18 protein-coding genes and 2 tRNA genes are annotated in these 19,106 nt (G+C 71.9%); 4 read left to right on the top strand and 16 right to left on the bottom strand.

Annotation, left to right across the window (positions count from 1 at the left end; translation table 11 throughout):
- Positions 1-53 precede the first annotated feature (53 nt).
- From xylA to Q1B24_RS05730, 13 genes are all read right to left on the bottom strand, one after another.
- Complete coding sequence (xylA, locus tag Q1B24_RS05670) at positions 54-1,214, bottom strand: xylose isomerase (protein ID WP_299924529.1); 1,161 nt, start codon at positions 1,212-1,214, stop codon at positions 54-56.
- Positions 1,211-2,404: a Gfo/Idh/MocA family oxidoreductase gene (locus Q1B24_RS05675; protein WP_299924533.1), complete on the bottom strand. Its 1,194-nt coding sequence runs from the start codon at positions 2,402-2,404 to the stop codon at positions 1,211-1,213. Before Q1B24_RS05675 ends, xylA begins: the two co-directional genes overlap by 4 nt.
- A 189-nt stretch (positions 2,405-2,593) precedes the next feature.
- On the bottom strand, positions 2,594-3,670 hold the full coding sequence (locus Q1B24_RS05680) for a substrate-binding domain-containing protein (protein WP_299924536.1): 1,077 nt from the start codon (positions 3,668-3,670) through the stop codon (positions 2,594-2,596).
- Between the two features lie 99 nt (positions 3,671-3,769).
- The gene (locus Q1B24_RS05685) at positions 3,770-4,723 is read right to left on the bottom strand and encodes an ABC transporter permease (RefSeq protein ID WP_299924538.1); all 954 of its coding nucleotides are present in this window, start codon (positions 4,721-4,723) and stop codon (positions 3,770-3,772) included.
- A 122-nt stretch (positions 4,724-4,845) separates the two neighbouring features.
- A complete protein-coding gene (locus Q1B24_RS05690) occupies positions 4,846-6,357 on the bottom strand; it encodes a sugar ABC transporter ATP-binding protein (protein ID WP_299924541.1) in 1,512 nt (503 codons plus the stop codon).
- Positions 6,354-7,625, bottom strand: a complete 1,272-nt coding sequence (locus Q1B24_RS05695) for an ROK family transcriptional regulator (RefSeq protein WP_299924544.1) — start codon at positions 7,623-7,625, stop codon at positions 6,354-6,356. Before Q1B24_RS05695 ends, Q1B24_RS05690 begins: the two co-directional genes overlap by 4 nt.
- A 105-nt stretch (positions 7,626-7,730) precedes the next feature.
- On the bottom strand, positions 7,731-9,152 hold the full coding sequence (xylB, locus tag Q1B24_RS05700) for a xylulokinase (protein WP_299924547.1): 1,422 nt from the start codon (positions 9,150-9,152) through the stop codon (positions 7,731-7,733).
- A 98-nt stretch (positions 9,153-9,250) separates the two neighbouring features.
- A tRNA-Glu gene (locus Q1B24_RS05705) sits at positions 9,251-9,326 on the bottom strand.
- An 88-nt stretch (positions 9,327-9,414) separates the two neighbouring features.
- Positions 9,415-9,486, bottom strand: a tRNA-Gln gene (locus Q1B24_RS05710).
- A 72-nt stretch (positions 9,487-9,558) separates the two neighbouring features.
- Entirely contained in the window at positions 9,559-10,563 is a 1,005-nt protein-coding gene (locus tag Q1B24_RS05715) for a CPBP family intramembrane glutamic endopeptidase (protein ID WP_299924550.1), read from the bottom strand.
- A gap of 4 nt (positions 10,564-10,567) precedes the next feature.
- The gene (gene gltX, locus Q1B24_RS05720; protein ID WP_299924553.1) at positions 10,568-12,046 is read right to left on the bottom strand and encodes a glutamate--tRNA ligase; all 1,479 of its coding nucleotides are present in this window, start codon (positions 12,044-12,046) and stop codon (positions 10,568-10,570) included.
- A 7-nt stretch (positions 12,047-12,053) separates the two neighbouring features.
- Positions 12,054-12,866: a fumarylacetoacetate hydrolase family protein gene (locus Q1B24_RS05725; RefSeq protein WP_299924556.1), complete on the bottom strand. Its 813-nt coding sequence runs from the start codon at positions 12,864-12,866 to the stop codon at positions 12,054-12,056.
- Between the two features lie 48 nt (positions 12,867-12,914).
- Positions 12,915-14,276, bottom strand: a complete 1,362-nt coding sequence (locus tag Q1B24_RS05730; RefSeq protein ID WP_299924559.1) for an aminotransferase class V-fold PLP-dependent enzyme — start codon at positions 14,274-14,276, stop codon at positions 12,915-12,917.
- Between the two features lie 83 nt (positions 14,277-14,359).
- Here Q1B24_RS05730 and Q1B24_RS05735 point away from each other — a divergent pair, with 83 nt between their 5' ends.
- The gene (locus Q1B24_RS05735) at positions 14,360-15,256 is read left to right on the top strand and encodes a 3-methyladenine DNA glycosylase (protein ID WP_299924562.1); all 897 of its coding nucleotides are present in this window, start codon (positions 14,360-14,362) and stop codon (positions 15,254-15,256) included.
- A gap of 10 nt (positions 15,257-15,266) precedes the next feature.
- On the opposite strand, the gene Q1B24_RS05740 is transcribed toward Q1B24_RS05735, so the two are convergent.
- Together Q1B24_RS05740 and Q1B24_RS05745 are read right to left on the bottom strand one after the other, a co-directional pair.
- Entirely contained in the window at positions 15,267-15,677 is a 411-nt protein-coding gene (locus tag Q1B24_RS05740; protein WP_299924565.1) for a hypothetical protein, read from the bottom strand.
- Positions 15,678-15,687: 10 nt separating this feature from the next.
- Positions 15,688-16,329 carry a sulfotransferase family 2 domain-containing protein gene (locus tag Q1B24_RS05745; RefSeq protein ID WP_299924569.1) on the bottom strand — a complete coding sequence of 214 codons (642 nt, stop codon included), beginning with the start codon at positions 16,327-16,329 and terminating at the stop codon, positions 15,688-15,690.
- 52 nt (positions 16,330-16,381) lie between these two features.
- Between Q1B24_RS05745 and Q1B24_RS05750 the strand changes: the two genes are divergently transcribed.
- Positions 16,382-16,990 carry a pentapeptide repeat-containing protein gene (locus Q1B24_RS05750; RefSeq protein ID WP_299924571.1) on the top strand — a complete coding sequence of 203 codons (609 nt, stop codon included), beginning with the start codon at positions 16,382-16,384 and terminating at the stop codon, positions 16,988-16,990.
- 135 nt (positions 16,991-17,125) lie between these two features.
- Here Q1B24_RS05750 and Q1B24_RS05755 read toward each other — a convergent pair whose 3' ends face one another.
- Positions 17,126-17,677: a TetR family transcriptional regulator gene (locus Q1B24_RS05755; protein WP_299924574.1), complete on the bottom strand. Its 552-nt coding sequence runs from the start codon at positions 17,675-17,677 to the stop codon at positions 17,126-17,128.
- 116 nt (positions 17,678-17,793) lie between these two features.
- Here Q1B24_RS05755 and Q1B24_RS05760 point away from each other — a divergent pair, with 116 nt between their 5' ends.
- Together Q1B24_RS05760 and Q1B24_RS05765 are read left to right on the top strand one after the other, a co-directional pair.
- The gene (locus Q1B24_RS05760) at positions 17,794-18,411 is read left to right on the top strand and encodes a biotin transporter BioY (RefSeq protein WP_299924577.1); all 618 of its coding nucleotides are present in this window, start codon (positions 17,794-17,796) and stop codon (positions 18,409-18,411) included.
- Positions 18,408-19,097, top strand: coding sequence for an ABC transporter ATP-binding protein (locus tag Q1B24_RS05765; RefSeq protein ID WP_299924580.1), 690 nt, complete (start codon positions 18,408-18,410; stop codon positions 19,095-19,097). Before Q1B24_RS05760 ends, Q1B24_RS05765 begins: the two co-directional genes overlap by 4 nt.
- Positions 19,098-19,106: the final 9 nt, after the last annotated feature.

The following is a 19,106-nucleotide window of genomic DNA, read 5'->3' on the forward strand; positions in this document are numbered from 1 at the left end:
GTTCGGGTGGTGGGGCCCGGCGGGTTCGGCGCCCGCCGGGCCTCGGGGTCTCCTCAGCGCACGCCCATCAGGTGCTCGAGGGCGAGCTGGTCGAGTGCCTCCTGGCCGACGCTGCGCGCGCCGAGGCCCTCCACGTCGTACGACGCCGCGCGGAGGTCGGCGAGCGACTCCCCCTCGGCGAGGGTCGGGGTGCGGAGCATGCCGACCTCGGCCGCCTCGAGGGCCGCGACGACGTCGGGGTCGGCACGGAAGGCCTGGACCTTGTCGCGCAGGATCAGGTAGTTGCGCATGCAGCCGCGGGCGGACTCCCAGACACCGTCCTCGGCCTCGGCACGCGGGGGCTTGAAGTCGAAGTGCACGTAGCCGTCGTAGGCCTTGCCCGTGCCCGCGCCCAGCAGGGCGTCGACGGTCCAGAAGGCGCCGCGCACGTTGCCCGCGCCGAAGCGCAGGTCCTGGTCGAAGCGGGGACCGTGCTGGCCGTTGAGGTCGACGTGGAAGAGCTTGTCGTGCCAGAGCGCCTGGCTGATGCCGTGGGCGAAGTTGAGCCCGGCCATCTCCTCGTGGCCCACCTCGGGGTTGAGGCCCACCATGTCCGGGTCGTCGAGCTCGGAGATGAGCGCGAGGGCGTGACCGATGGTCGGGAGCAGGATGTCGCCGCGCGGCTCGTTGGGCTTGGGCTCGAGGGCGAACCGCATGTCGTAGCCCTGCTCCTTGACGTAGGCGCAGAGCAGGTTGAGCGACTCGCTGTAGCGGTCGAGCGCGGCCTGCACGTCCTTCCCGGCACCGTGCTCGGCGCCCTCGCGGCCGCCCCAGAGCACGAACGTCTTCGCGCCCAGCGACGCCGCCAGGTCGATGTTGCGCAGCGCCTTGGTGAGCGCGTAGCGCCGCACCTCGCGGTTGTTGGCGGTGAGCGCGCCCTCCTTGAACACGGGGTGTCCGAAGAGGTTCGTGGTCACCATCTCGACGGCGAGGCCGGTGTCGGCGAGCGCCTTCTCGAAGCGCGCGAGGACGGCGTCGCGCTTGTCGTCGTCGGGGACGAGGTCGTCGTCGTGGAAGGTGACGGCGGCGGCACCGAGCTCGGCGAGCTTGTAGGTGGCCTCGACCGGGTCCAGCAGCGCGCGGGAGCTGGGGCCGAACACGTCGGTGCCCTGCCAGCCCACGGTCCAGAGGCCGAACGAGAACTTGTCCTCAGGGGAAGGGGTGTAGTCGGTCATGCGGGGATCTCCTGCCACGAATCGTTGTCAGAGCTGGTCTCGACCGCGGCCAGGACGCGCTGCACCTGGAGTCCGTCGGCAAAGGATGGGGAGGGGTCGTTGTTGGCCGCGATGTCGCGGACCAGGTCGACGGCCTGGTGGATGAAGCCGTGCTCGTAACCGATGACGTGGCCCGGGGGCCACCACGCGCCGACGTAGGGGTGCTGCGGCTCGGTGACGAGGATCCGGCGGAAGCCGGCGGTGCGGGCGTCCTCGGTGCCGTCGAAGAAGTGGAGGACGTTCATGTCCTCGAAGTCGAAGGCGATGCTGCCCTTCGACCCGTTGACCTCGATGCGGATGGCGTTCTTGCGGCCCGACGCGAAGCGGGTCGCCTCGAAGACGCCCATCGCTCCCCCGCGGAAGTCGGCGAGGAAGGTGGCGGCGTCGTCCACGGTCACCTTGCCGGTGCCCGAGCCGGCCGTGCCGGAGAGGCCGGAGTGCTCGCTGGGGAGCGGGCGCTCCTCGACGAAGGTGCGCAGGCGGCCGCTGACGCGGCTGATGGTGTCGCCGGTGATGTACTGCGTGATGTCGATGATGTGGGCGCCGATGTCGCCCAGCGATCCGGAGCCGGCCTTGTCCTTCTCCAGGCGCCACGAGAGCGGAGCCTGCGGGTCGACGATCCAGTCCTGGAGGTACTGCGCCCGCACGTGGTGCAGCGTGCCGAGCCGGCCCTCGGCGACGAGCTGGCGGGCCAGGGCGATCGCGGGCACGCGTCGGTAGGTGAAGCCGACCATCGCGCGGACGCCGGAGGCGGCGGCCGCCTCGGCGGCGCGGGTCATCGCCTCGGCCTCCTCGACGCTGTTGGCCAGCGGCTTCTCGCACAGGACGTGCTTGCCGGCCTCGAGGGCGGCGATGACGATCTCGGCGTGCGTGTGGCCGGGGGTGCAGACGTCGACGAGGTCGATGTCGTCACGCTCGACGAGGGCCTGCCACGAGGTCTCGGTGGACTCCCACCCGAGGCGCTCGGCGGCGGCCCGGACGCCCTGAGGGTCGCGTCCGGCGACGGCGCGCATGCGCGGGCGGAGCGGGAGGTCGAAGAACCGCGGGGCGGTGCGCCAGGCGTGCGAGTGCGCAGCGCCCATGAAGGCGTAGCCCACCATGCCGACCGACAGCTCACGCTGGCTGTCGGGGGCGTCGGGAGTGGTGGTCATCGGACCTCCTCGTTCTGGGCTGGTCGGGGTCGGGACTGGAGTGTCGGGGCGCGGCTCATAGGGCCCGGGTGCCGACGGGCGGCGGACCCGGGTCGTGACGGTCGCTCAGATGTGGTGTCTCGGTGCGGTGCTCGGGGGTGGCGCCGGGGTGCCGCGGCGGCTCCCGGTGGGGAGCCGCCGCGGGACCGATCAGGACTCGAAGGCCGAGTCGATGAACTCGTCGACGTTGTCCGAGGTGACGACCGGGGCGTAGAGCTGGACGGTGCGGGGCACCTCGACCTCGACGAGGTCGCTCATCGCCTTGCCCTGGACCAGGAGGCGGGCCAGCTTGACGCCGTCGGCACCCTGGGTGGAGGGGTAGATGACCGTCGCCTTGAGCACGCCGCTGTCCTCCTGGATCGCGCGCATGGCGTTGGCCGAGCCGGCGCCACCGATCATGATGAACTCGTCGCGGCCGGCGTTCTCGATGGCGGCGAGGACGCCGACACCCTGGTCGTCGTCGTGGTTCCAGAGGTAGTCGATCTGCGGCTCGGCCTGGAGCAGGTTCGCCGCGACCTCCTCGCCGCTCTCGACGGTGAACTCGGCGGCCTGGCGGGCGTCGACGTCGAGGCCGCACTCGGACAGCGCGTCCTCGAAGCCCTGGCTGCGGTCCTGGGTGAGCGGCAGCGAGTCGATGCCGGCGATCTCGGCGACGATGGCGTCCTTGTTGCCACCGGCCTGCTCGCAGACGTACTGGCCGGCCGAGACGCCCATGCCGTAGTTGTCACCGAGGACGGTGACACGCGCGGCGTTGGGGTCGTCGAACTCGCGGTCGACGTTGATGACCGGGATGCCGGCCTCCATCGCCTTCATCGCGACGGGCGTCATCGCAGCACCGTCGAACGGGAGCAGGACGATCGCGTCGACCTCGTCGTTGATGAAGGTCTCGACCTGGCTGATCTGCAGGTTGACGTCGTTGGTCCCCTCCGCGATCTGGAGGTCGATGTCGGGGTACTGCTCGGCGAGGTCGCGGACGTTGTTGGTGATGGCGGCCATCCAGCCGTGGTCCGCGGCGGGTGCCGAGAAGCCGATGGTGACCTGGTCGCCCTCCTCGTCGTTGCTGCCGTCGGCAGCGGCCGGTGCCGAGTCGGAGCCGCTGTTTTCGTCGTCAGCGGCATCCTCGGCGCTGCCGGTGCAGGCGGCGAGGGACAGGACGGCGACCGCGCCGACCACGAGGCCGGAGTAGCGGCGGCTCTGGTGCCGTCGAAGGGGAGTGCGCAGTCGCATGTGTCGTGCTCCTTGTGTGTGTTCTCGATGGGTGCGGTGCTGCGGCCGGCGCTCCGAGACGAGCCGGCGTGGTGGTGCGGTGGTTCCGAGTGCGGGTGGCTAGGTGGAGGTCGCGTTGCGAGCCAGGCGCTGCTGGAGCAGGACCGCGACGACGATGATCAGGCCCTTGGCGACCGCCTGGGTCGAGGTGTCCTGGTTGTTGAGGGTGAACACGTTGCCGAGGGTGGCGAAGATGAGCACACCCAGCACGGTGCCGACGATCGTGCCGCGACCACCCGTCAGCAGGGTGCCGCCGATGACGACGGCCGCGATCACGTCGAGCTCGAGCAGCGTGCCGTGCGTGGAGCTGCCGGTGGTGGTGCGGCTCACCAGCATGAGCGCCGCGAGTCCGCAGCAGAAGCCGACCAGGACGTAGAGCATCACGGTGTGCCGGTTGACGTTGATGCCGGCCAGGCGGGCCGCCTCGGGGTTGCCGCCGACGGCGAGCGTGCGGCGACCGAACGTCGTCCGGTTGAACAGGACCCAACCGGCGACCGAGACGACCGCGAAGATGATGACGAGCAACGGCACGCCGAGGATGTCTGCGGAGAAGAAGTCCTTGAAGCCGTCCACGGTCACGATCTGCGTACGCCGCTCGGAGATGATCTCGGCGAGACCGCGGGCGGCGGCCAGCATCGCCAGCGTCGTGATGAACGGGACGACTTTTCCGTAGGCGATGACGATGCCGTTGACGAGCCCGCAGGCGGAGCCGACGGCCAGGGCGACGAACACCATGAGGATCCAGTGCGTGTCCTGCGCCATCGTCTGGGTGGCGAACGTCGTGGCCCAGACCGAGCAGAGGGCCAGGATCGCCCCCACCGACAGGTCGATGCCGCCACCGGTGATGACGAAGGTCATCCCGATGCTGACCACGCCGATGGTGGAGGCGTAGCGCAGGATCGTGAGGGTGTTGTCGATGCTGGCGAACCGGTCGCCCGCGGTGATGATCCCGGCTGCGCAGATCAGCAGGAGTGCGACGACCAGACCGAGGTTGCGCCCGAACGGGCCGCTCATCAGCCCTCCGCCGTCAGCTCCACGTCCGGACTCCGAGGCGGCTCGTTCCACCGTGACCGTGTCCCTCGAGGGCGCGACCGTGTTGGCCGCCGTTCCCCTGTCCGGGCTCGTGCTCTGCTCGCTCATGCGACCTTTCCTTCCATGACCAGGTCCAGGACGCGGGACTCGTCGATCTCGTCCGCGGGACCTTCGTGCACGACACGGCCCTCGCGGACCACGAGGACCCGGTCAGAGAGACCGAGCACCTCCTCTACCTCGCTCGACACGACCACGACGGCGACGCCGGAGTCGGCCAGCGAGCGGACGAGGGTGTAGATCTCGGCACGGGCGCCGACGTCCACCCCTCGGGTGGGCTCGTCCAGGAGCAGCACGCGGCACTCGCGCATCAGCCACCGGGCCAGGACGACCTTCTGCTGGTTGCCGCCCGACAGGAGGCGCACGAGGCGATCAACCCCGGCCGGGCGGACGTCGAGGGACTCCGCGACCTCGGCGGAGCGCTTGCGCTCGGAGCGGCTGTCGAGCATGCCGAGCCGGCTGAAGCGTCCGAGCGTGGACACGGTGATGTTGCGGTAGATGGCCTGGTCGAGGAGCAGGCCCTGGCTCTTGCGCTCCTCCGGGGCGAGCCCGACTCCGGCCTTGACCGCGGCAGGCACCGACCCGCGGCGCAGCTCGCGGCCCGCGACCCGGACGCTGCCGGCAGAGGGACGGCGCGCGCCGTAGAGGGTCTCGAGGATCTCCGAGCGGCCGGCGCCCACGAGACCGGCGAGACCGACGATCTCGCCGGCGTGGACGCTGAGGTCGACGCCGGTGAAGACGCCGGGGAGCTCGAGGCCGATCACCTCGAGGACCGGGTCACCGGTCGGGGCCGGCGCGTCACCGCGGGGCGGGAAGACGTACTCGATGGCGCGGCCGGTCATCAGCTTGATCAGCTCGCTGGTGGGCGTCTGGTTGACGTCGAGGCCCGTGGCGACGGTGCTGCCGTCCTTGAGGACCGTGATCCGGTCGCCGATCTGGCGGATCTCCTCGAGGCGGTGGGAGATGTAGACGACGGCGACGCCCTCGGCCGTGAGGTTGCGGATGACGCGGAAGAGGTTGTCGACCTCGCCCTGGTCGAGCACCGCGGACGGCTCGTCGAGGATCAGCAGGCGCGTGTCCTGCGACAGGGCGCGGGCCATGCTGACGATCTGCTGGGCGGCGGGCGAGAGCCGGCCGACCGAGCGGGTGGGCGGGATCTCCGAGTGGCCCAGGCGGGCCAGCAGCTCACGCGTCCGACGGATCGTCTCCCCCCGCTGGCTGAAGCCGGCGGTGCTCAGCTCGTGACCGAGGAAGATGTTCTCGGCGACGCTCAGGTCGGGGACGAGGTCGAGCTCCTGGTAGATCGTGGAGATCCCGAGGTCCATCGAGGCCTGGGGCGTCGACAGGGCGGCGGGCTTGCCCTCCCAGAGGATCTCCCCCTCGTCGGGCTGGTAGCTCGCGGAGATGACCTTGATCAGCGTGGACTTGCCCGCGCCGTTCTGGCCCAGCAGGCAGTGGACCTCCCCGGCGCGGACCTCGAGCTCGACGCCACCGAGCGCGAGGACTCCGGGGAACCGCTTGACGATGCCGCGCATCGTCAGCAGCGGGGTGTCGTTCATGACATCACCTCCAGGGTGGGGACGACCCGAGGCACCAGCGTCGGGTCGTCGTAGACGTGGTCGATGGCGACCGCGGCGGCGCCGTGGACCGCGGCCGAGAAGCCGAGCTCGGAGAGCGCGATGCGCGTGCCGCCCGCGTCGGGAACCAGGACCCCGGAGGCGAGCTCGGCCTCGACCTCGGCCCGGATCCACTCGCCGATCTCGCCGAGGTAGCCCGACAGGACGATCATGCCTGGGTTGAGCACGTTGGCGAGGACGGCGGCGCCGACGCCGACCCAGTGGCCGACCTCGCTCAACGCGGCGAGCGTGCGCTCGTCGCCGGCGGCGGCGCGGCGGCTGATCTCCTCGACCTTGCCCTCGAGGTCGAGGACGGGTGAGCGCAGCAGGTCGTCGTCACCGGCGGCGGCGAGGTCGATCAGGTGGCTCAGGCCGATGACGGTCTCCCAGCAGCCGGTGCGACCGCACCCGCAGACGCTGCCGTCGCGGTCGACGACCATGTGCCCGAACTCGCCGGCGTAGCCCCGGCGTCCGGGGTAGGGCCGGCCGTCGGCGACGATGCCGCCACCGATGCCGACCTCACCGTGGATGACGAGGATGTCGCGACGCTCGGGGTCGCCGGGAGTCGCCTCGGCGACGGCCGCCAGGTTGGCCTCGTTGTCCACCTCGAGGAGGTAGGCGGGGTCGTCGAGCCTGGCACGCAGGAGCCCGGCCAGCCCGACGCCCTGCCACCCGAGGTTGGCGGCGACGGAGACGTTGCCCAGGTCGCGGTCGACCAGCCCGGCGACCCCGACGACCGCGGACACCGGCGTCGCGCCGAGGGCGGCGAGGTCAGCCAGCGTGCCGTTGAGCTGCTCGACCAGCCGGTCGACCACCTCGTCGGGCTCGAGGCCGCGGGTGTCCACCGACGTACGCCGCTCGCTGACGACGGTGCCCGCGAGGTCGACCGCGCGGGTCGAGACGTGGTGGACGTTGATCTCCGCACCCAGGCCGTAGGCGCCGGCGCCGTCGATCTCGACGATCGTGCCGGGGCGCCCCACCGAGCCGCGCTCGGCGCTGCCCTCGCGGACCAGGCCCCGCTCCCGCAGCTCGGTGACGAGGCTGGAGACGGTCGCCTTGTTGAGACCGAGGTCGGCGGCGAGCCTGGCTCGCGACCGGGCACCGCCCTCGCGGAGGCTGCGGAGCACGAGCGACAGGTTCGCGCGGCGGACGGTGCCCTGGTCGGCACCCCCGGTGCTGGTCGTCGACCAGCCGTCCCGCACCTGCGACATCAGCGTCCTCGATCCTGCGTGTGACCTCGGTCACCCAGTTAGTTTGACGGACCGCCAAACTAAGTCGGTGACGGGCGTCACGTCAAGGACCGGGACGCAGAAATGTCAGGTGGTCCGGTCCAGGTGTCGCGACCGACCGTCGGCGTAGCGCTCGCGGATGGCCGGCACCGGGTCCGCGGCGTAGCGCCGGGTCCCTTCGCGCACCCACTCCGGCGGTGCGTCCGCGCCCGACGCGGCCCACGCTGCCTGCCGGGCGGCACCGTCGGCGACGTACTCCCCCGGCGGCGGGACGTCGACGGGAACACCGAGCACCTCGGCGGCCACCGTGCGCACCGCCTCCGACGCGGCGGCCCCGCCGACGAGCAGGACCCGCGACGGCGTGACGCCGGTGGCCACCACGGCGTCGAGGCCGTCGGCGAGGCTGCAGACCAGCCCCTCGACACTCGCCCGTGCCAGCGCCGGCCGGGTGGCCGTCGCGAGCGTGAGCCCGTGCAGTGAGCCCGTCGCGTCGGGGAGGTTGGGGGTGCGCTCACCCTCGAGGTAGGGCACCAGCACCAGGCCGCCGGCACCCGAGGGGGCCTCGAGTGCCAGGCGCGAGAGGGTGTCGTGGTCGACGTCGAGGAGGCGCGCGGCCGCGTCGAGCACCCGGGCGCCGTTGAGGGTCGCGACCAGCGGGAGGTAGAGCCCGGTGGCGTCCGCGAAGCCCGCCACCGAACCGGTGGGGTCGACGGCCGGAGTGCCGGTGACCGCGGTGACGACGCCGGAGGTGCCGATCGAGACGACGACGTCGCCCTCCCCCGCCCCCAGCCCCAGGGCGGCGGCCGCGTTGTCACCGGCACCGGCACCGAGGACCGCGTCGCCCGCGGTGCCGGCGACCTCGCCGGGGGCCACCACGCGCGGCAGGTGGGGCACGGCGCCGAAGGCGCGCTCGAGGAGGTCCGTCCGGTAGGCACCGGTCGGGGCCGACCAGTAGCCCGTTCCGCTCGCGTCGCTCCGGTCGGTCGTGAGGTCGCGCAGGTCGGTGCTCCCGGACAGCTTCCAGGTCAGCCAGTCGTGGGGCAGGCACACCGCGGCCGTTCGTCGGGCGTTGTCGGGCTCGTGCTCGGCGAGCCACCGGAGCTTGGTCACCGTGAACGACGCCACCGGCACGACGCCGACCGCCTCGGCCCAGGCACGACCGCCCTCCTCCGGGCCGCCGAGCTCGTCGACGAGGTCGCGCGCGGCGCCGGCCGAACGCGTGTCGTTCCACAGCAGCGCAGGGCGTACGACGGCACCGTCCTCGTCGAGGCAGACCATGCCGTGCTGCTGGCCACCGACGCTGATCGCCGCCACGTCGTCGAGGCCTCCGGCCTCGGCGACCGCCGCCTGCAGCGCGGCCCACCAGTGGTCGGGGTGGACCTCGGTGCCGTCCGGGTGACCGGCGCGCCCCTGCCGCACGAGCGCGCCCGTTGCGGCGTCGCGGACGACGACCTTGCAGGACTGGGTGGATGAGTCGATGCCGGCGACCAGCCGGGGTCCGTCAGTCATGGGCGCGGATGCTAGCCCACCGGGCGCACCGCCCCACGACGACGAAGGGCCCGACGACGACGAAGGGCCCGGTCCGAAGACCGGGCCCTTCCATGCGTTGGTACCCCCGACCGGATTTGAACCGGCGTTACCGCCGTGAGAGGGCGACGTCCTAGGCCGCTAGACGACGGGGGCTTGCATGTTGCTGCCCTGGAGCAGCGGAGCGAAACTCTACCGAAGTTGGAGTTCCGCACCAAATCCGGCCCCTGGTGGGGCGGATCCGCTGGGGTACTAGGACTCGAACCTAGAACAACTGGACCAGAACCAGCCGTGTTGCCAATTACACCATACCCCATGGGGGTATCAGTTCGACCGGCCTGCGATCGTCCCGACCCCACGTGATTCCTTGCGGAACCGATCCCGAACGTTACACGCGGGGTGGCGGCACGGCCAAAACGGGGTCCCCACCGGCAGGCGGCAACGCTCCCCCGACGGGCGGTCCTGTGGTGACCAGACCCGTCGCCCGCGCCACCCACGTCGCGAGGCCCAGGTAGACCAGGGACTGCGTCAGCGTCGAGAGGATCGTCCACCAGCTGCTGCCGCCCTCCGCGTTGAGAGCCGTGGTCAGGTCGCCGAAGGCGAGGGCGAGCCCGAAGGCCAGGAAGTTGTTGAGGACGTGCATCGCGATCGGTGCCTCGAGTCCACCGGTGCGGATGACGAGGATGCCGGCGACGACGCCGAAGGCGAACCGGTCGAAGAAGACCGGCCAGTCCTGCGACAGGCCGTGGAAGAGCGCGAAGATCAGCGCCGGTCCCAGCACGGCCAGCGCCTGTGACAGCTGCTTGGCCCACACCAAGGATCCGAAGGCCTGGGTGAGGTAGCCGCGGAACAGGTACTCCTCGCCTGCGGCCTGGAGCGGGGTCAGGAGCAGGATGACGAGGATGAAGTCGCGCGTCTGCGAGGTGAAGTCGTTGACCGTGCTCGTCGGCATGTCGCCGGACTGCACGGGCAGCAGCATCGCCACGCCGAGCGAGGCGAGGAGCGCCACCACCGACAGGCCGAGGCAGACGAAGAGGTAGCCCCACCGCAGGCGGGGCGCCACCGAGGAGACCCAGCGCGGCTTGAGCCGGTGCAGCCACCAGGTGACCAGGAAGGTCAGCGGGATCGCCGCGGCGAGGATCACGTTGAGCAGGGCGAGCCCCGCGGGCGTCGCCTCCGCCGTCACGTCGAGGACGGTCGAGGCCTCGCTCGCGCTGCTCCCCGTGGCGAGCAGCAGCACGAAGGCGATGCCCCCGACCACGAGCGGCACGACGGCGAAGACCAGGACGAGGAGCAGCACGACGCCCACGACCGAGCGCCACCAGCCGGGTCGGCCCACCCGGTGCAGCTCGTGGTAGCGCGGCCGGAAGTCGGGGGCCAGCGGTGCAGGCACGGCGTCAGGCCAGGGCCGACTGCAGGCGCGCGAGACTGCGCTCGCGGCCCAGCAGCTCCAGCGACTCGAACAGTGGGGGGCTGATGCGCTTGCCGGTCACGGCGACGCGCACCGGACCGAAGGCCACGCGGGGCTTGAGCTCCATGCCCTCGATCAGCGCCACGCGCAGCGCCTCCTCGATGGCCGCGGTCGACCACTCGTGCAGCCCCGAGAGGGCGTCGTACGACGCCTGGACGACGCCGCGGCCCGTCTCGTCGAGCAGCTTGGCGACGTCGGCGGGGTCGCGCTCGAAGTCGGCCTCGTCGACGAACAGGAAGCCGAGCATCGGCGCGGCCTCGGTGAGCTTGTTGATCCGCTCGGCCACCAGAGGCATCGCCAGCTCGAGCATCTGGGCGTCGGCGTCGGTCACCGGGTCGCCCACGACGCCCGCTTCCTTGAGGAAGGGCAGCACGCGGTGGGTGATCTCGTCGATCGAGAGCAGTCGCATGTGCGAGGCGTTGATGGCCTCGGCCTTCTTGAGGTCGAAGCGCGCCGGGTTGGGGTTGACGTCCTTGATGTCGAACTTCTCGACCATCTCCTCGAGCGAGAAGACGTCGCGGTCCGCGGCGATGGCCCAGCCCAGCAGGGCGAGGTAGTTGAGCAGCCCCTCGGGCAGGAAGCCCTGCTCGCGGTAGAGCGCCATGTGGGCCTGCGGGTCGCGCTTGGAGAGCTTCTTGTTGCCCTCGCCCATGACATAGGGCAGGTGGCCGAACGCGGGCGTCTCCTTCGCGACGCCGAGCTCCTTGAGCGCGTCGAAGAGCGCGACCTGGCGGGGGGTGCTGGAGAGCAGGTCCTCGCCGCGCAGCACGTGGGTGATCTCCATCGTCGCGTCGTCGACCGGCGCAGTGAGGGTGTAGAGCGGGTCGCCGTTGGCGCGGCACAGCGCGAAGTCGGGCACGTGCTCGGTCTCGAAGGTGATGTCGCCGCGGACCAGGTCGTCCCACGTGATCGACCCGTCGGGCATCCGGAAACGGACGATCGAGGAGCGGCCCTCGGCCTCGAAGGCGGACCGCTGCTCGTCGCTGAGCTCGCGGCAGAAACCGTCGTAGCCCATCACCTTGGAGCCGCTCGCCTTGCGGCGCGCCTCGACCTCGTCGTTCGTGCAGAAGCAGTCATAGGTGTACGACGACTCGCGCAGGCGGGCGAGCACGTCGGCGTAGATCTCGGTGCGCTCGGACTGGCGGTAGGGACCGTGGGCCCCACCGACCACGACGCCCTCGTCCCAGCTGAGGCCGAGCCACTGCATGAGGTCGATGAGCGAGTCGTAGGACTCCTCGGTGTTGCGCGCCTTGTCGGTGTCCTCGATGCGGAAGACGAAGGTGCCGCCGTGGTGTCGCGCGAACGCCCAGTTGTAGAGGGCGGTGCGGGCGAGGCCGACGTGCGGCGACCCCGTCGGGGACGGAGCCATGCGGACGCGGACGGGCCGGCGGTCGGGGGTGGTCATCGAGTGCTCAATTCCTCTGGGCGACGGGGTTGGTCAGGGCGCCGATGCCGGCGATCGAGATCTCGACCTCGTCGCCGACCTCCATCGGCCCGACACCCTCGGGGGTGCCGGTCAGGATGACGTCGCCGGGCAGGAGGGTCATCACCGACGAGACGTGGGCGACGAGGGTCGGCACGTCGAAGATCATGTCGGCGGTCGAGCCGTCCTGCACGAGGTCGCCGTTGAGGTAGGTCTGCACCTCACGACCGTCGGCGAAGGCCTGCGGGTCGAGGTCGGTCTCGATCCAGGGCCCGATCGGGCAGAACGAGTCGAACCCCTTGGCGCGCGTGAACTGCACGTCGGATCGCTGCAGGTCGCGCGCCGTCACGTCGTTGGCGATGGTGTAGCCGAAGATGACGTCGGTGGCCTGCTCGGCCGGCACGTCGCGGCAGATGCGGCCGATCACGACCGCCAGCTCGCCCTCGTAGTGGAGGTTGCTGGTCTGCGACGGGTAGAAGATCGGGTCGCCGGGACCCACCACCGACGTGTTGGGCTTGAGGAACATCAGCGGCTCGGTGGGCAGGTCGTTGCCCATCTCGGCGGCGTGCGCGGCGTAGTTGCGACCGATGCCGACGACCTTGCTGCGCGGGATGATCGGCGCGAGGAGGCGTACGTCGCTGAGCTTGTGCTCCTCCTCGAGCAGCTTGACCCCGGCATAGAGAGGGTCGCCGGCGAGGGCCACGACGACCGAGTCCTCGGCGGGCTGGCCGAACTCGTCGACCTCACCGGTGACGACGCCGAAGCGGGGCTCCTCGCCCGTGCTGAACCGACAGATGCGCATGCCCCGAGGCTATCCAACCGACAGGAGGCGCGACGACGTCGGGAGCGGCTAGTGGCCCGCCGCGCGGTGCAGCGCGGCCAGGCTGGAGGCGACGTCGTCGAAGGTCGTGGACCAGTTGCTCACGCTGACCCGGAGCACCGCCTGGCCGTGCCACCGGGAGCCGGTGGTCCAGGCCGTCCCCTCCGCGAGCATCGCGTCGACCACGGCCCGGGTGCGCTCGTCGTCGCCGAAGGAGGCGCACACCTGGGTGAACTCCACGTCGTTGAGGACCTGCGCGCCCTCGATCGCCGCGATCCCCTCGGCGAAGGCGGCCGCGTGGTCGCAGAAGCCGTCGACGAGCTCGGCCACGCCGTCGCGCCCCAGTGCCCGGAGCACCGCCCAGACGGGGAAGGCGCGACCGCGCCGGCTGATCTCGGGCACCTTGTCGAACGGCTCGCCCGCGGCGTCGTGGATGAGGTAGTCGCCGTGCATGCCCATGGCGGCGCGCAGGGCTGCCCGGTCGCGGACGATCGCGAGCCCGCAGTCGTAGGGCACGTTGAGGGTCTTGTGGGCGTCGGTCGCCCACGAGTCGGCGCGGTCGGCGCCTGCCAGGAGGTGGCGGTGGCGCGGCGAGGCGCCCGCGAAGAGGCCGAACGCACCGTCGACGTGCACCCACGCGCCCGCGTCGTGGGCGGCAGCGATCGCCGCGTCGAAGGGGTCGAACGCACCGGAGTGCACGTTGCCCGCCTGCAGGCACACCACCGTCGGACGTCCGTCACCCGCGTCGAGGGCTGCTGCCAGGGCGGCCGCCTCGATGCGTCCCTGGTCGTCGACGGCCACCGGCTCGGGCGCACCGAGCCCGAGGTAGCGCAGGCTGAGGTCGATGGTGTCGTGGCGCTCGGCCCCGACCAGGACGCGTACGCCCGGCGAGCCCACCAGCCCGCGCTCGGCGACGTCCCAGTCCACCCGCCGCAACACCTCGTCACGCCCGGCGGCGAGGCAGGTGAAGTTGGCCATCGTGCCCCCGGTGACGAAGCCGACGGCACTGCCGGCCGGGAGGCCGAGCAGGTCGACGACCCAGGCCTCCGCCACGTCCTCGACCGCGGAGTGCGACGGCGTCAGCATCCGCAGCCCGGAGTTCTGGTCCCACGCGCTGACCAGCCAGTCCACCGCCAGGGCGGCCGGGTGCGTGCCGCCGATGACGAAGCCGAAGAACCGTCCACCGGACATCGCGGTCAGCCCGGGCTCGCACGCCTCGGCCAGCTCGTCGACGACCGCCGCAGGGTCGGTCGGCCCGTCCTGGAGGCGCCGGTCGAGGCGGGCGAGCACCTGCTCGGCGGTCATGGCCGGCGGGACCGGTCGCGCGGCGAGCGAGTCGAGCCACCCGAGCGCGTGCGCGTACGCCCTCTCGAGGCCGGCGGTGCGATCCATCCCGGCAGTGTCCACCCAGCATCGGCCGCACGTCGAGGGCCTCGAAGCGGCGGCGACCGCTCCCCCGCACTAGCCTTGGCGCAGTGCACGTGCTGTCGACCTCCGAGTGGCGTCCCCTCGCCGAGGCCCACGCGGCCCGCGTCGACGACTTCGTCCAGCCGCACCTCACCCGTCGTGCCGACCAGGTGAAGCACCCCGTCCACGACTTCCTCTTCACCTACTACTCCCAGCGGCCCGCCCAGCTGCGCCGCTGGCACCCCGGTTTCGGCGTTGCGCTCGAGGACGCCGACGACCACGCCGGCCTCAAGGGCTACGAGCAGGTCGAGTGCGGTCGCGGTAGCAATCGCCACGGGGCTGCGCACACGACCCGGGTCGCGGAGGCGTACGTCGCCTCGCAGCGGCCGCTGCTCACCCAGCTGCACGCACTGCTGACCGCCACCGCCGCCCGCGCGCCGCAGCTCGGCTGCCTCGGCCTGCACGAGTGGGCGATGGTGCACCGCTCGGCGCAGCACGGCACCCGGCACGACTGGCCCCTGCGCCTCGGCGCCGAGGGCACCGACGCGGTCGTGGAGTCGCACCGGATCGCCTGCTCGCACTTCGACGCGTTCCGCTTCTTCACCCCCACCGCCCGCCCGCTCAACACCCTGCAGCCGGCGCGTGACGACCGGCCCGCGTTCGAGCAGCCCGGCTGCCTGCACGCCGGGATGGACCTCTACAAGCACGCCTTCCGGCTCACGCCGATGGTCGCCAGCGACCTGGTGGCCGACTGCTTCGAGCTGGCCCGCGACATCCGGGTGCTCGACATGCGCGCCGCGCCCTACGACCTCGCGGACCTCGGCTTCGAGCCGGTGCGGATCGAGACGACGGAGGGCAAGGCGGCGTACGTCGAGGCGCAGCGCGAGTTCGCCGAGCGCGGTGCTCCGCTGCGGGCGCGGCTGGTCGAGGAGTGCGAGCGGCTGCTGGCGGCCGTGCCGGGCTGAGCTCGCGCGCTCAGACGGCGGGGTCGACGACCTCGGGGTCTGGGTCGACGGGCGGGCTCTCGGGGTCGAGGCACGCCCACTCCGAGACGTCGCCGTGGTCGTTGCTCACCCGGACGCACGGACGGTCGGCGACCTCGGTGCGCACCTCGACGTCCACCCCGGCCGACGGGGTGAACTGCTCGCCGGCGACGTCCGCCGACTCTCCGGCGGCGAGGTCGAGGGCCACGCCCTGCCCGGTGGACAGCACGCTCTGGTACTGCAGCCACTCCATCTGACCGCGGTCGTCGTACATCGGCCGGGTGCGGTCGATCCGTGCGTCGAGCTCGATCGCAATGGGCGTGGCGATGGCGAAGGCGGCCACGACGCCGACGACCACCGCGGTGGTCGGGCTCGCCCACCGGGGACCGGGTGTCGACGTCATGGGCACCACCTCAGAACTCGTAGCCGAAGGCGTCGATGGTGTCGGCGAACACCGTCGCGACACGCTGCTTGGAGGCGGGCGTGTACAGCTCGCGGTAGTGACCGGCCGGCCGGGCGTTGCCCTTGGCGCGGGGCAGGTCCGGCTCACCGGGCAGCCCCAGGTGCTCCCAGACGTCGCGGAGCTCGGAGTCGAGGTTCTCGTAGCGCAGCACGCGGTCGAGCGCCATCTTGCCGCGGATGCGGTAGAGGCGACGGTTGTTGGCGAGCTGCTCGATCCAGATCTCCTGGACGTAGGCCTCGAAGTCCGGCAGCTCGGGCCGGTCCTTGTACTTCCAGAAGTAGAGCGAGACGACCGCGTCCCACGGGTTGCGCTCGATCGCGAAGGTGAAGTAGTCGGCGAAGACGTCGGGGCCGACGAGGTCGCGGGTCGCCTTGGCGCCCATGTGGTTGTAGGCCTTGCGCGGCAGCGGCGGGGACTGGAAGTTCTGCGGCGGACGTCCCCCGGCGGCCTGTCGGAGCTCCTCGTCCTCGGGGCTGATCTCGGTGATGATGTCGTCGGGTCCGCACACCTTGGACAACGCGATCTCCACGCTCGTGCCCGCCGTCTTGCGGGTCTTGAGGAAGATGAAGCGGTGCTGGTGGGACGCGATCACGGGACGACCCTATCCGTCCCGGCCCCCCGGCCCCACGACTACGGTGGGCGCCGTGACCGAGCCCCGGACAGCGACCGGCCAGCACGTCCGCGGCGAGGACTGGTACGGCGACGACCTCGGCGCCGCACGCTTCGTCGACTGCACCTTCACCGACGTCGACCTCTCCGAGACCACGACGTCGGGGGCCACCTTCGAGCGGTGCACCTTCCACGGCGGGCGGTTCAACGCCTCGGTCCACACCGCCACCGCCTTCGTCGGGTGCGACTTCCGGCGTACGTCGTTCTTCGACGCGACGCTCGACGGGTGCAAGCTGGTCGGCTCGGTCTTCGCCGAGTGCACCCTGCGCCCGCTCACCGTCGTCGGCGGGTCGTGGCTCGGCGTGACGATCCGCGGCGCCAACCTCTCCCGCCTCAACCTCACCGGGGTGGACCTCCGCGAGGCCGACCTGTCGATGTCGGACCTCACCCTGACCTCGCTCGCCCGGGCCCGGCTGGACCGCGCCGTGCTGCGGCAGGCGAGGCTCGACCGCACCGACCTGCGCGGTGCGAGCCTCGACGGCGTCGACCTGTCGGCGGCCGAGCTGAAGCGGACGCGGCTCGACCTCGCCGGCGCCGTGCTGCTCGCCGAGCTGCACGGCGCTGACGTCGACACGTCGGGCTGACACGACGGGCTGACACGACGGGCTGACCCCGGCCCCCGGGCGGTATCTAGGGACGAAACGGTAGGCAAACCGACCTGGTGGCCACCATTTCGTCCCTAGATACCGACGATGACGAGGGTGGGGCGGCGGCGACGTTCAGACGAGGCGGGCCCGCAGGCCGTCGATGACCAGGTCGAGCCCGAGGTCGAAGTCGGGCAGGGAGTCGAGCGAGCGCTCGACGGCGCCGAGGCCGACGGCCTGCCGGGCGGTCTGCTCCTCGAAGGCGTGGCCGAAGACGTAGTGGACGAGGGTGCGCGAGGCGACGGGAACCAGCTCCGCGGGCACGTCGGCCTCGGTGAGCACCTTCTCCAGCTCCGCCACCGGTGCGGCGGCACCGAGGCCGAAGGCCCACGCCGTCGCGACGACGTCGGCGCCGTCGGTGCACGCGAGCATCGCGTGCCGCAGCTCGGAGCACACCTCGCGCAGCCGGTCGGGCCACTCCGACGCCGTACGGGGTCGTGCGCCGCGGGCCAGGATCTCGTCGGCGACGGCCGCGAGCAGCGCCTGCTTGCTCGGGAAGTGGTGGTAGATCGCGCTCGGCTGGACGTCGAGCTCCGCGCCGAGGCGACGCATGGTGAGGGCGGCGAGCCCGTGGGTGTCGAGCAGGGTGACGGCCTGCTCGAGCACGTCCGCGCGGCGGTGCGGCACGACGTACCCCCTCCCTCTGCTCCGGCTCCCTCGGCGCCGGGCGTTGACGCGACGCTCCGGCGACCCTAACCTGAACGCCGTTCAACTGATCACCGTTCAGGTAGAGGAAACACCCCATGAGCACTCGCCGCAACCCCGGCACCGACGTCGCCCTGATCGCCGCCTTCGCGGCCCTCGTCGCGGTGTGCGCCCTGCTGCCGGCCATCAAGGTCGCCGGACCCGTGCCGATCACCCTGCAGACCTTCGCGGTGCTGCTGTCCGGCGCCGTGCTCGGCATGCGGCGCGGCTTCCTCGCCGTGCTGCTCTACGTCGTGGCGGGCGCGGCGGGGCTGCCGATCTTCTCCGGCGGGGCGGCCGGTCTCGCCGTGCTGACCGGCCCCACGGCCGGCTACCTGATCGGCTTCCCGCTGGCGGCCGGCCTGTGTGGCGCCATCGTCGAACGACTCCCCCGCCGCTCGCTGGTCAGCCCGGTCGCGATCTTCTGCGCCGGGATCGTCAGCTCGGCGCTGTGCATCCACACCCTCGGCATGGCCGGCCTCGTCCTGCGCGCCGACCTCACCTGGGCCCAGGCCTGGGACGTCGACAAGATCTTCTGGATCGGCGACGTCCTCAAGAACATCGCCATGGCGCTCGTCGCCACCGCTGTCCACCGCGCCTTCCCCGACCTGCTCGACCGCCCGACGACGCGGGAGCCCGCCGACCAGGGCCAGCCCGAGGGCACGCCCACCGCGTGAGCGGGATCCGTCTCGAACAGGTCACCGTCTCGGTCCCGACCCACGACGGCGAGCGGCGCATCCTCCACGAGACCTCGCTGGAGCTGACCGAGCACCGGGTCGCGCTCGTCGGCCCCAACGGGTCGGGGAAGTCGACGATCGCGCGGCTCCTCAACGGGCTCGTCCGGCCGTCGACCGGTCGGGTGGTGGTCGAGGGCCTCGACGTGGCGCGAGACGGCCGGGACGTACGCCGCCGGGTGGGGTTCGTGTTCACCGACCCGGCGGCCCAGCTCGTCATGCCGACCGCCCGCGAGGACGTCGCCCTGTCGCTGCGGCGCACGCACCCCGACAAGGCCGAGCGTCTCGCCGCGGCCGACCGGGTGCTGGCCGACTTCGGCCTGGACGGCTTCGGGGACCGCAGCGTGCACGGGCTCTCCGGCGGCGAGGGACAGCTCCTCGCCCTGGCGGGGGTGCTCGCGACCGAGCCGTCGATCCTCGTGGCCGACGAGCCGACGACCCTGCTCGACCTCGGCAACAGCCGCCGCATCGGCGACCTGCTGCTCGGCCTCGAGCAGCAGGTCGTCGTCGTCACCCACGACCTCGACCTGGCCGCCCGGTGCGACCGGGTGCTGCTGGTCCGCGACGGCAGGGTGGAGCGCGACGGCGACCCGTCCGCGGTCCTCGACCACTACCGGGCGACCGCATGACCACCCGAC

The sequence above is a fragment of the uncultured Nocardioides sp. genome (assembly GCF_947488025.1).
Classification (GTDB): domain Bacteria; phylum Actinomycetota; class Actinomycetes; order Propionibacteriales; family Nocardioidaceae; genus Nocardioides.